Origin of the sequence: Massilia sp. GCM10023247, from assembly GCF_042653325.1 — a bacterium.
Classification (GTDB): Bacteria; Pseudomonadota; Gammaproteobacteria; order Burkholderiales; family Burkholderiaceae_D; genus Telluria.
In genome coordinates, this window is record NZ_JBHSIB010000020.1 from 135,889 (window position 1) to 147,098 (window position 11,210).

The window sequence follows — 11,210 nt, forward strand, 5'->3', positions numbered from 1 at the left end:
AATGGCCTTCTGTTTGCCGTGGCCGCGCCACCGCCTCACCGAACTTATCGAACACACTCTATGCTCGCCCAACAAAAACAACAGATCGTTGCCCTCTTCGAGGCTGCCCTCGCGCCTATCGTCGCCGGCAGCGGCCTGACCCCGAACGTTCTCCTGGAGCGCCCGCGCGATCCGAGCCACGGCGACGTCGCGTGCAACGTCGCCATGCAGTTGGCCAAGCCCCTGAAAACCAACCCGCGCGAACTGGCCACGCGTCTGGTCGCCGCCCTGCTGGCCGACCCGCAGGCAGCCGGCCTGGTCGAATCGGCCGAGGTCGCCGGCCCCGGCTTCATCAACCTGCGCGTGGCGGCCAGCGCCAAGCAGTCGGTGGTGCGCACCGTGCTGGAACAGGGCGAGGCCTTCGGCCGCGGCCAGTCGGGCGCCGGCCACCACGCGATCATCGAATTCGTCTCGGCCAACCCGACCGGCCCGCTGCACGTCGGCCATGGCCGCCAGGCGGCGCTGGGCGACGCCCTGTCCTCGCTGTTCGAGTCGCAGGGCCATGAGGTCACCCGCGAGTTCTACTACAACGACGCCGGCGTCCAGATCGCCACCCTGGCCAACTCGGTGCAGGCGCGCGCGCGCGGCTTCAAGCCGGGCGACGCCGAATGGCCCGAGTCGGCCTACAACGGCGACTACATCGCCGACATCGCGGCCGACTTCCTGGCCGGGAAAACCGTGTCCGCCAGCGACGGCGCGCCGGCCACCGCCAGCGGCAACGCCGACGACCTCGAATCGATCCGCCGCTTCGCGGTCGCCTACCTGCGTAACGAGCAGGATCAGGACCTTCAAGCATTTGGCGTCAAGTTCGACAACTATTATCTCGAGTCCTCGCTCTACGCGGACGGTAAAGTGGAACAGGCCGTGCAGGCCCTGGTCGACGCCGGCGTGACCTACGAGCAGGATGGGGCGCTGTGGCTGAAAACCACCGACTACGGCGACGACAAGGACCGCGTGATGCGCAAGTCCGACGGCACCTATACCTATTTCGTGCCGGACGTCGCTTACCACATCCAGAAATTCCGCCGCGGCTTCGACCAGGCCATCAATATCCAGGGCAGCGACCACCACGGCACCATCGCCCGCGTGCGCGCCGGCCTGCAGGCCGTGAACATCGGCATTCCGCAGGGCTACCCCGACTACGTGCTGCACAAGATGGTCACCGTCATGAAGAACGGCGAAGAGGTCAAGATCTCGAAGCGCGCCGGCTCCTACGTCACCGTGCGCGACCTGATCGAATGGTCGGGCAACGGCGACATCACGCGCGGGCGCGACGCCGTGCGCTTCTTCCTCATCTCGCGCAAGGCCGATACCGAATTCGTGTTCGACGTCGACGTGGCGCTGGCGACCAGCGAAGAAAACCCGGTGTACTACGTGCAGTACGCCCACGCGCGCATTTGCTCGGCGCTGGCGAACTGGGGCGGCGACGAAGCCACGCTGGCCACGGTCGACCTGTCGCCGCTGACGACCCCGCACGAGGCCGGCCTGCTGTCGAAGCTGGCGGCCTATCCCGAGATGCTGGCGCGCGCGAAAATGGAACTGGGCCCGCACCAGGTCGCGTTCTACCTGCGCGAACTGGCCGGCGAACTGCACAGCTACTACTTCGCGCATAAATGGCTGCTCGACGACGACGAGCCGCTCAAGCTGGCGCGCCTGGCCCTGGCCACGGCGACCCGCCAGGTGCTGCGCAACGGCCTGGCCCTGATCGGCGTGTCGGCCCCGACCAAGATGGAACGCGCACCAGCGGAACCACAAGACGAACCTCAAGCATAAGCCAAGCGACATGACCATCCTCCGTTTTCCGTCCCTCCTGCGCCAGCGCGGCAGCACCCTGACCGGCATCATCATCGGCCTGATCATCGGCCTGGGCATTGCGGTGGTGGTCGCGCTGATGATCACCAAGGGCGCCTCGCCGTTCACCGACCGCTCGAACAAGATGGGCCGTCCGGCCGACCTCGAGCCGAGCCTGGCGAGCGACCCGAACAAGCCGATGTACGGCAACCGCGAAGCCGCGCGCGAAGCGAACAAGCAGATCGCCGCGCGCGAAGCGGCGAAGGCCGCGGCACCGGCACCGGCGCCGGCCCCGGCGGCGGCCACCGACTCCGACCCGCTCGGCCAGGCGATTGCCGGCATGACCGAAGCGGCCGAGCCGAAAGCGGCGCCGGCGGCCCCGGCGGCAGCGGCGGCACCGGCGGCACCGGCGGCACCGGCTGCGGCCGGCGGCGACGACAAGTATGTCTACTACCTGCAGGCCGGCGCCTTCCGCGACATGTCGGACGCCGAAAACACCCGCGCCAAGCTGGCCCTGCTCGGTTTCGAAGCCGCCATCAGCGACCGCAGCAGCGACAGCGGCGTGCTGCACCGGGTGCGCCTCGGCCCGTTCAGCCAGGTCGAAGCCGTCAACAAGGCGCGCGCCAAGCTGCTCGACAGCGGCATCGACGTCGCGATCGTCCGCAACCAGAAATAATCCCAAGGAGATTCGATGAACCTGCTTCGCCGCATGTTGTGCACCGCCGCCGTCCTCAGCCTGGCCGGAGCGTCGGCCTTCGCCGCGCCCGCCGCGGCCCCCAAGGAAGGCGAGCAGTACCAGGTACTGCCGCAGAAACTGGACACCCCGGCCGGCAAGCAGGTCGAAGTCATCGAATTCTTCTCCTACGCCTGTCCGCACTGCAATGCATTCGAGCCGCTGCTGGAAAACTGGGTGAAAAAGCAGGGTGACAACATCGCCTTCCGGCGCGTGCACGTCGATGCCGGCCAGCGCGGCCTCGCCCAGCAGCGCCTGTATTACACGCTCGAGGCGCTCGGCCTGCTGCCGCAATACCACGCCAAGGCCTTCGCCGCCATGCACCAGCAGCGCCTGCGCCTGGCCGACGACGAGCAGGTGCTGGCCTGGGCCGCGCAAGCCGGCATCGACCGCGCCCGCTTCGAGAACGCCTATCGCTCGTTCGGGGTGCAGGCCAAGGTGCGCCGCGCCGCCGTCATGATGAACGAGTACAAGGTCGACCATTGGCCGCTGGTCGCGATCGACGGCCGCTTCATCACCTCGCCGTCGATGGCCAGCAGCGGCGCCGCCCACGATCACGCCGGCAGCCATGACGAAACCGAACTGCAGGCCAACGCCCTGCGCGTGATGGACGCACTGGTGGAAAAAGCCAAAGCGGCCAAAGCGGACAAGAAATGACCGGGGCGGCTGGAGCCGACCGGGTCTTCATCACCGGCGCCTCGAGCGGCATTGGCGCCGCGCTGGCGCGCGAGTATGCGGCGCGCGGCGCCACCCTCGGTTTGCTGGCCCGCCGCGGCGAGGCGCTCGAGGCCCTGGTGCGCACCCTGCCCCATCCCGAACGCCACCGTACCTATGCGGTCGACATCCTCGACCATGCGGCCCTCGGCGCGGCCGCCCAGGACTTCCTGCTGGCCGCCGGCGGCGCCGAGGTCGTCATCGCCTGCGCCGGCATCTCGCATGGCACCCTGACCGAACGGCCGGGCGACCTGCCCGTCTTCGACGCCGTCTTCGCCACCAACGTCAACGCCCTCGTCGCCACCTTCGCGCCCTTCGTCAAGCCGATGCAGGAGCAGCCGGGCCGGCGCCGGCTGGTGGCGATCGGCAGCGTTGCCGGCGTGCGCGGCATGCGCGGCGCCGGCGCCTACTGCGCCTCGAAAGCGGCGGTGCGCGTCTACTGCGAATCGCTGCGGCTCGAACTGAAGCGCTCCGGCATCCGGGTCGTCACCATCGCGCCCGGCTACATCGATACTCCCATGACCCGCCACAACCGTTTCCCCATGCCTTTCCTGATGCCCGTCGAACGCTTCGCCGCCGCAGCCGTCAAGGCCATCGCGCGCGGCGACAGCTACCGCGTGCTGCCCTGGCAGATGGGCTTCGTCGCCAAACTGCTGGGCGCGCTGCCGAACTTCCTGTTCGACCTGCTGTTCTCGCGCGCCCCGACCAAAGAGTGCAAGGAGGCGGCATGAACGCCGGGGCGATTGCCGCGCTGTCGCAGGCAGCGGTCGCGGTCGAGGTCGTCGACGAGACCGGCTCGACCAATGCGGACCTGCTGGCGCGCGCCGCCGGCCTGCGCGCACCGCTGCTGCTGGTGGCGCGCAACCAGACCGCCGGACGCGGGCGGGCCGGACGCAGCTGGCTGTCGTCGAGCGAAGGCTCGCTGACCTTCTCGCTGGCCTGGCGTTTCGAGGGCGGTTTGCCGCGCCTGGCCGGCCTGCCGCTGGCGGTCGGCGTCGCGCTGGCCGAGGCGCTCGAGCGGCTCGGCGTGCAGGTTGCGCTGAAATGGCCGAACGACGTGCTGCGCGACGGCGACAAGCTGGCCGGGATCCTGATCGAGACCCAAGCCGCGCCCGGCGGCGGCACCTGGGCCGTGATCGGCATCGGCCTGAACCTCCTGATGCCGGACGACATGGAAGCGCAAATCGGCCGCAACGTCGCCTCCCTGCCCTGGCTGGCGCGCATGGAGCGCGATGCGCTGATGGCGGCGCTGCTCGACGGCCTGGCCGCGGCCCTGCGCGAATTCGAGCGCGGCGGCTTCGGCCTGTTCGCCGCGCGCTGGAACCTGCGCCATGCCTGGCAGGGCGAAACCGTCACCCTGCTCGACGGCGGCAGGATCGTGCACGAAGGGGTCGCCGCCGGCGTGGACGACGCCGGCCGCCTGCTGCTCGACACGGCCGAGGGCCGGGTCGCGGTGCTTGCCGGCGACGTCTCGCTGCGCGTGAAAGGCGCCTGATGCTGCTGCTGGTCGATGCGGGCAATACCCGGGTGAAGTGGGCGCTGGCAGGCGAGCAGGCCGCGCCGGGCGAGTGGATCGCCACCGGCGCGGCCCTGCACGGGGAACTCGAGGCCGCCGGGGCCGCCTGGCGCGGCGCCGGGGTGACGCGCGCCATCGTCGCGAACGTGGCCGGCGCCGACATGCGCGCGCGCCTGGCCTTTCTACTCGGCCCGGTCGGCACCGAATGGTTCGCTTCCAGCGCCGCGCGCGCCGGGCTGGTCAACGGCTACCGCGAACCCGAACGGCTCGGCTGCGACCGCTTTGCTGCCGCCATCGGCGCGCGCGCGCTGGCGCCCGGCCGGGCGCTGGTAGTGGCGACCTGCGGCACCGCCACCACCGTCGACGCGATCGACCCGGGCGGCCGCTTCGTGGGCGGCATGATCCTGCCGGGCCTGGCGCTGATGGCGGGCGCGCTCGCGCGCAATACCGCCCAGCTGCCGCAGGCAATCCTGGGCAGCACCCCGCCCCTGTTCGCCGACAACACCAACGATGCCATCGTGTCGGGCTGCCTGTCGGCCCAAGCGGGTGCCATCGAGCGGGCGGTGGCAAGTCACGGCCTGGTCCACGGCAGCTGCGCCTGCATCCTCTCGGGCGGCGCCGCGCCGTATGTCGGGCCGGCGCTCAAGATTGCGCACCAGCTAGCCGATAACATCGTGCTGGTCGGTCTGCACGCGGTGTTGCTGGCCGAGGCGGCGGAGGGTGGCTCAGTGGGAGACAAGGTGTGGTGAGATTCGTATTCTGGGCGTTGCTGTGCGCGAACGCGCTGGTGTTCGCCTATGGGCAAGGCCTGCTGGGCAGCTTCGACGCCGGCGCACGCGAGCCGGGGCGCCTGCGCAACCAGCTTGCCGCCGACAAGCTGGTGCTGCTCAGCGCCGCGCAGGCGCAAGCCATGGCCAGCGCCGCGGCCGCGGCCGCGGCCCCGGCCGAGACCGAGACCGCAGCCACGGTCGAGACCACGGCCGAACCCGCGCCGGCAGCGCCCGCCGTTCAGCCCATCGCCTGCCTGGAAAGCGAGGCCTTCGCGCCGGGCGACGCGCGCCGTTTCGAAACCCGCCTGGCCCGGCTCGACCTGGGCGCGCGCCAGACCCGCCTGACCGTCCCCTTCCAGGAAGTGACCAGCCACCTCGTCTACTTGCCGCCGCAGGGCGGCAAGGAAGGCGCGGACCGCCGCAGCGCCGAACTGCGCGAACGCGGCGTGACGAGCTTTTTCGTGATGCAGGGCGATTCTCCCCTGCGCGGGGCGATCTCGCTGGGTGTGTTCAAGACCGAAGCGGCCGCGCGCGTGCATGCGGCGACGCTGGCGAAACAGGGCGTGCAAGGCGTGCGCATCCTGCCGCGCGGACCGCAATCGCAGCGCTTCGCCTACCGCTTCCGCGATATCGATGCCGATATCCGCAAGCGCATCGTCGAGGCGGGACGGGGAATGGCGGCGGCGGCGCTGCACGTGTGCAGGTGAGTTAGCCGCCATGTGTCGAAACATGGCGGTGGTGCGCATCGGTACAAGCGCGTGGGCTCAAGAGCCTACACCGGCCGCGCCCACCCTACGCCCTCCGATCGCCGTTCGTAGGGCGAGCACTTGTGCCCACGCGGTCACGGCAGCCGCACTCCCCTCTATCTAGCGCCGCACCACGATCGGCTTCAAGCCCAGCCCGGACGGCAAGGCCTTCGCCGCCTGCTGCGCCTGCGCGCGCGACTCGAACGGCCCGCCGTACAGGCGGTGCACGGAGCCGGCAGGCGCCACTTCCAGGTTGCCGACATCGATCTCGGCCTCGGCCAGCAGCCGGCTCATCTGCTGCGCCTTGTCGGCGCGGCTCCAGGCGCCCAATTGCAGGTAGAAGCCGTTGGCCGCGGGCGGCTTGGCGGCCGCGGCGGGCAGCGCCTCGGCGAGCGCGGCGCTGTCGGTCTGGACCCGGTCTTCGAGCATCAGCGCGGCGATTTCCGGCGGCGGCGGCAGGGCCTGCGCGGCCGAGGTCGCGGCGCGGCGCTCGGCCGCAAGGCGGATCGGATCGTTGGCGAACAGGCGCTCGACCTCGACTTCATGGCTGCCCTTGCCTAGCAGGCCCAGCTTCAGGGCCGCCGTGTAGGAGACGTCGACCACCCGGCTCGCGTGGAAGGGCCCGCGGTCGTTGATGCGCACCACCACCGATTTGCCGGAATCGATGCTGGTGATGCGCGCATAGGACGGGATCGGCAGCGTCGGGTGCGCGGCCGTCATCTTGTACATGTCGTAGGGTTCGCCCGAGGAGGTGCGCTGGCCGTGGAACTTGACGCCATACCAGCTGGCCACGCCACGCTGGACGAAGGGTTCCTCGTGCACGAACGGAGTGTAGGTACGGCCGAAGACTTCGTAGGGGCGGTTCGCCCATTTATGGTAGGGCTCGGCGCGCACCACGGCATCCGGGACGAGTTCGAGGCCGGGCGGGATGTTGCGGCCGGGGCCGTCGTCCTTGTAGTAACCGCCGCGGCCGGAACCGGCTGCCGGCAGCACGGGGCCGTGGGTGGTCGCCTTGTGTTTCCAGGGTAGCGGAATCAGGCTCTTGTGTTCGCCAGTCGATCCGCATCCGGTCAGCAATGCCGCTATGGCAATGACCGCTGGGAGATGTCTCGGAGCGGTCATCGCATCCTCCTCCATTCAGGTCTGCACCAGCTTGCGGTGCCTTTGTATGCTCATCAATATACCAGCGCCGAGGCCCAGCGTAATGAACGCGGTACCGCCGTAGCTCATGAAAGGCAAGGGAACTCCCACCACCGGCAGGATCCCGCTCACCATGCCCATGTTGACAAAGGCATACGTAAAGAAAATCATCGTGATCGCGCCGGCCAGCAGCCGCGAGAACATGTTCGGGGCGTTGGCGGCAATCATCGCGCCGCGGCCGATCAGCAACAGGTAGATTACCAAAAGAAATAGGTTGCCGACCAGTCCGAATTCTTCCGAATACACCGAGAACACGAAGTCGGTCGTCTGTTCCGGCACGAATTCGAGCTGGACCTGGGTGCCCTGGTGGTAGCCCTTGCCGGTCATGCCGCCCGAGCCGATGGCGATCACCGACTGGATGATGTGGAAGCCTTTGCCCAGCGGATCGGAGGTCGGATCGATCAGCGTCATGACCCTCTCGCGCTGGTAGTCGTGCAGCATCGACCAGGCCACCGGCATGCTGGCGGCGGCGGCCACGGCCAGCCCGATCAGCACCTTCCAGGGCAGGCCGGCCAGGAAAATCACATAGAAACCGGAGGCGCCGACCAGCAAGGCCGTGCCGAGGTCGGGCTGCTTGGCGATCAGCACGAACGGGACCAGGAGCAGGATGGCCGCCACCAGGAAGGACTTCCAGTGCCCGACCTTGGCGCGCTGCTGGAAATACCAGGCGATCATCAGGGGCGTGGCGATCTTCATGATCTCGGAGGGCTGGATGTCGACGCCCAGGTGCAGCCAGCGCCGCGCGCCCTTCTTGATGATGCCGAACATGGCCACCGCCACCAGCAGCGCGATCCCCACCGTATAGACGGGCACCGCGATGCGCATCAGCATTTGCGGCGACAGCAGCGAGGCCGCCCACATGACAAAGAAGGCGAGGATGAAATTGCGCATCTGCGCTTCGACCCGCCCCGGGAATTCGGTGCCGGCCGAGGACATCGTGATCATGCTGGTGGTGACGAGCATGAACAGGATCATGGCCAGCGGCCAGTCGAATACGTTGAAATACGGCTTCAGGCGGCGGCTGAGCGAGCGCCGCTCGGGATAATAGGCCATCTGCTGGTTCCTAGTGTTGGGCTGCCGCGACGGCCTTGGGGGCGGTCTTGGCGGCGGTCTTGGCGTCCGCGGCAGGCGTGGGCGGCGTCGGGCGCTTGCCGAGCAGGTAATAGTCGAGCGCCTTGCGGGCGATCGGGGCCGCCGAGGCGGCACCGAAACCGGCGTTCTCGACCACCAGCGCAATGGCGATGCGCGGCTTGTCGGCCGGGGCGAAGGCGACGTACAGCGCGTTGTCGCGGTGGCGCTCGTCGATCGCGTTGGCGTTGTACTTCTGCCCTTTCAGGCCGATCACCTGGGCGGTACCGGTCTTGCCCGCCGAAACATAGCCGGCGTTGGCGAAGGCGCGGCGGCCGGTACCGTTCGAATCCTGGGTCACGCCCACCATGGTCTGCTTGATGAAGTCGATGTTTTCCTGCTTGAGCGGGATGCGTCGGCTTTCCTTCGGTACCGTGAGCGTGCGCTGGCGCGTCGCGCCGTCCTCGATCAGCTTGACCAGGTGCGGCTTCATGACCACGCCGTTGTTGGCCAGGTTGGCCACCGCGTGCGCCAGCTGGATCATGGTGTAGTTGTTGAAGCCCTGGCCGATGCTGATCGAAATGGTGTCGCCGCCGACCCATTTTGCGGCTTGCCGGTTGCGCCGGAAGCGGTGCGCCTTCCATTCCTTGGACGGCAACACGCCCGTCTTTTCGTGGTCGAGGTCGATGCCGGTCAGCTCGCCGAAGCCGAACGGGCGCATGAAGGCGGCCATCCGGTCGACCCCCATCTCGTTGCCGAGCTGGTAATAATAGGTGTCGCAGGACTCGACCACCGATTTGTACATGTCGACCACGCCGTGCCCGCCGGGCTTGTCGTCGTTGAAGCGGTGCCCGCCGAGCATGAAGAAACCGATGTCGCGGATCGCGTCCGAGGGCCGGCGCAGGCCCAGTTCCAGGGCGGCGAGCGACATGAAGGGTTTGAAGGTCGAGCCGGGCGGATAGGTGCCCGACAGCGGCCGGTTCATCAGCGGCCGGTCCAGCGAGGTATTCAGTTCGTTCCAGCTCTGGGTGTCGATGCCGTCGACGAACAGGTTCGGGTCGAAGCCCGGACGCGAGACATAGGCCAGCACATCGCCGGTCTCCGGCTCGATCGCGACGAAGGCGCCGCGCTGGTCGCCATAGGCTTCCTCGACGACCTTTTGCAGCTCGATGTCGATCGACAGGATCAGGTTGCTGCCCGGGACCGGCGCGCGGCGCGCCAGGGTCCGGATCGCGCGTCCGCCCGCCGTGCGCTCGACCTGCTCGTAGCCGGTGGTGCCGTGCAGGTAGCTCTCGTAGCGCTTCTCCAGGCCTTCCTTGCCGATGTGTTCGGTGCCGTTGTAGTTGGCGGCGTTCTCGCTGTCGGCCAGCGCATCGGCTTCCTTCTGGTTAATGCGGCCGATGTAGCCGACCACGTGCGAGGCCACTTCGCCCAGCGGGTACTGGCGGAACAGGCGCGCCTGCACCTCGACGCCCGGGAAGCGGAAACGCTGGGCGGTGAAACGGGCCACCTCGTCGTCGGTCAGGCGGGTGCGGAGCGGGACGCTGGCGAAGCTGCGCGATTCTTCCAGCAGCCGCTTGAAGCGCTTGCGGTCCTTCGCCTCGATCGAGACCAGCTTGGCCAGCTCGTCGATCACCGATTCCATGTTCGCCTGCAGCTTGGAGGGTGTGATCTCGAGCGTATAGGCCGAGTAGTTGCGCGCCAGGACGACGCCGTTGCGGTCGACGATCAGGCCGCGATTGGGCACGATCGGCACCAGGGCGATGCGGTTGTCCTCGGCCTGCGAATGGTATTTTTCGTGCTGGATCACCTGTAGCCACACGAAGCGGGCCACCAGGATGCCGAAGCAGACGAACACCAGCCCCAGCAGCACGGTCATGCGCATGCGGAAATGGTGGATCTCGCGGTCGCTGTCTTTAATTTCAGTCATCTACTGCGTCAGGTATGGCGTAAGTGCGGCTTCGGGCGCGGCTTCGGGTGCCGCATGGTGCTTGCGGCATCAGATCGGGCGGGTGTGGTCGCGGTCGACCGCGCGGCGCTGCGGCGCCAGCAGCAGCCAGGTGATCACCGGCCACAAGGCCACGGCCACGGCGCTTTCGATGAAATGCAGCCAACCGGTGAAGCGGCCGGTGGCAAAGAAATGCACCAGCAACTGGATTGCCTGGGCCAGCAGCAGCAGCGGGAACACGTGCATCGCCTGGGTCGCGACCGGGAACCACAACACGCGGCGGTGGATCATGGTCGCCACGTAGGACAGCAGCGTGTAGGCCAGCGCGTTCTCGCCCAGCAGGGAGGCGTCGTGCACGTCCATCAGCAGGCCCATGCCGAAGGCGACGCCGATGCCGACCTTGCGCGGCTGGTGGATGCCCCAGAAGACCAGGACCAGGGCCACGAAATCGGGCGCCCCGGTCCACTGGCCCCAGGGCAGCAGGTTGAGCATGAAGGCGCAGGTCAGGCTGAACGCGATGAACAGCGGGCTGACCGGCAGCAGGATGTAGTTGGCGCGGTGTCCGGGCATCAGGTGCCCTCCTTCCGGATGGCCGGCTGTGCCGGCGTTGTCAGGGTGGCGCCCGAGGCGGCCGCCGGGCGGGCAGCGCCGGGCTGGGCGGCGCCCGCCGGCGCCTGGCGCGGCG

11 protein-coding genes are annotated in these 11,210 nt (G+C 68.5%); 7 read left to right on the top strand and 4 right to left on the bottom strand.

The features are described 5' to 3' along the window. Positions 1-60 precede the first annotated feature (60 nt). From argS to ACFPAH_RS16120, 7 genes are read left to right on the top strand one after another with little or no spacing between them, the layout of a single operon-like run. The gene (gene argS, locus ACFPAH_RS16090) at positions 61-1,812 is read left to right on the top strand and encodes an arginine--tRNA ligase (protein ID WP_379747284.1); all 1,752 of its coding nucleotides are present in this window, start codon (positions 61-63) and stop codon (positions 1,810-1,812) included. 10 nt (positions 1,813-1,822) lie between these two features. Continuing rightward, positions 1,823-2,506, top strand: coding sequence for an SPOR domain-containing protein (locus ACFPAH_RS16095; RefSeq protein ID WP_379747286.1), 684 nt, complete (start codon positions 1,823-1,825; stop codon positions 2,504-2,506). A gap of 15 nt (positions 2,507-2,521) precedes the next feature. Then, entirely contained in the window at positions 2,522-3,220 is a 699-nt protein-coding gene (locus ACFPAH_RS16100; protein WP_379747288.1) for a thiol:disulfide interchange protein DsbA/DsbL, read from the top strand. Next, a complete protein-coding gene (locus tag ACFPAH_RS16105; RefSeq protein ID WP_379747290.1) occupies positions 3,217-4,008 on the top strand; it encodes an SDR family oxidoreductase in 792 nt (263 codons plus the stop codon). Before ACFPAH_RS16100 ends, ACFPAH_RS16105 begins: the two co-directional genes overlap by 4 nt. Further along, positions 4,005-4,772 carry a biotin--[acetyl-CoA-carboxylase] ligase gene (locus ACFPAH_RS16110; protein ID WP_379747292.1) on the top strand — a complete coding sequence of 256 codons (768 nt, stop codon included), beginning with the start codon at positions 4,005-4,007 and terminating at the stop codon, positions 4,770-4,772. The genes ACFPAH_RS16105 and ACFPAH_RS16110 overlap by 4 nt, the downstream gene beginning before the upstream one ends. Continuing rightward, positions 4,772-5,542: a type III pantothenate kinase gene (locus ACFPAH_RS16115; protein WP_379747294.1), complete on the top strand. Its 771-nt coding sequence runs from the start codon at positions 4,772-4,774 to the stop codon at positions 5,540-5,542. The genes ACFPAH_RS16110 and ACFPAH_RS16115 overlap by 1 nt, the downstream gene beginning before the upstream one ends. After that, complete coding sequence (locus ACFPAH_RS16120; RefSeq protein WP_379747296.1) at positions 5,539-6,270, top strand: SPOR domain-containing protein; 732 nt, start codon at positions 5,539-5,541, stop codon at positions 6,268-6,270. Before ACFPAH_RS16115 ends, ACFPAH_RS16120 begins: the two co-directional genes overlap by 4 nt. Before the next feature lie 159 nt (positions 6,271-6,429). Here ACFPAH_RS16120 and ACFPAH_RS16125 read toward each other — a convergent pair whose 3' ends face one another. The 4 genes from ACFPAH_RS16125 to mreD form a co-directional block, all read right to left on the bottom strand. Continuing rightward, a complete protein-coding gene (locus ACFPAH_RS16125) occupies positions 6,430-7,431 on the bottom strand; it encodes a septal ring lytic transglycosylase RlpA family protein (RefSeq protein WP_379747298.1) in 1,002 nt (333 codons plus the stop codon). Between the two features lie 15 nt (positions 7,432-7,446). Continuing rightward, a complete protein-coding gene (rodA, locus tag ACFPAH_RS16130) occupies positions 7,447-8,562 on the bottom strand; it encodes a rod shape-determining protein RodA (protein ID WP_379747300.1) in 1,116 nt (371 codons plus the stop codon). A 10-nt stretch (positions 8,563-8,572) separates the two neighbouring features. Next, positions 8,573-10,507, bottom strand: a complete 1,935-nt coding sequence (gene mrdA, locus ACFPAH_RS16135) for a penicillin-binding protein 2 (protein WP_379747302.1) — start codon at positions 10,505-10,507, stop codon at positions 8,573-8,575. Between the two features lie 69 nt (positions 10,508-10,576). Continuing rightward, positions 10,577-11,095: a rod shape-determining protein MreD gene (mreD, locus tag ACFPAH_RS16140; RefSeq protein ID WP_379747304.1), complete on the bottom strand. Its 519-nt coding sequence runs from the start codon at positions 11,093-11,095 to the stop codon at positions 10,577-10,579. Positions 11,096-11,210: the final 115 nt, after the last annotated feature.

Excerpts from the sequence above, each read along its gene's own strand:
- argS (WP_379747284.1), top strand. The coding sequence starts at position 61 with ATGCTCGCCCAACAAAAACAACAGATCGTTGCCCTCTTCGAGGCTGCC.
- ACFPAH_RS16095 (WP_379747286.1), top strand. The coding sequence starts at position 1,823 with ATGACCATCCTCCGTTTTCCGTCCCTCCTGCGCCAGCGCGGCAGCACC.
- ACFPAH_RS16100 (WP_379747288.1), top strand. The coding sequence starts at position 2,522 with ATGAACCTGCTTCGCCGCATGTTGTGCACCGCCGCCGTCCTCAGCCTG.
- ACFPAH_RS16105 (WP_379747290.1), top strand. The coding sequence starts at position 3,217 with ATGACCGGGGCGGCTGGAGCCGACCGGGTCTTCATCACCGGCGCCTCG.
- ACFPAH_RS16110 (WP_379747292.1), top strand. The coding sequence starts at position 4,005 with ATGAACGCCGGGGCGATTGCCGCGCTGTCGCAGGCAGCGGTCGCGGTC.
- ACFPAH_RS16115 (WP_379747294.1), top strand. The coding sequence starts at position 4,772 with ATGCTGCTGCTGGTCGATGCGGGCAATACCCGGGTGAAGTGGGCGCTG.
- ACFPAH_RS16125 (WP_379747298.1), bottom strand. The coding sequence starts at position 7,431 with ATGACCGCTCCGAGACATCTCCCAGCGGTCATTGCCATAGCGGCATTG.
- rodA (WP_379747300.1), bottom strand. The coding sequence starts at position 8,562 with ATGGCCTATTATCCCGAGCGGCGCTCGCTCAGCCGCCGCCTGAAGCCG.
- mrdA (WP_379747302.1), bottom strand. The coding sequence starts at position 10,507 with ATGACTGAAATTAAAGACAGCGACCGCGAGATCCACCATTTCCGCATG.
- mreD (WP_379747304.1), bottom strand. The coding sequence starts at position 11,095 with ATGCCCGGACACCGCGCCAACTACATCCTGCTGCCGGTCAGCCCGCTG.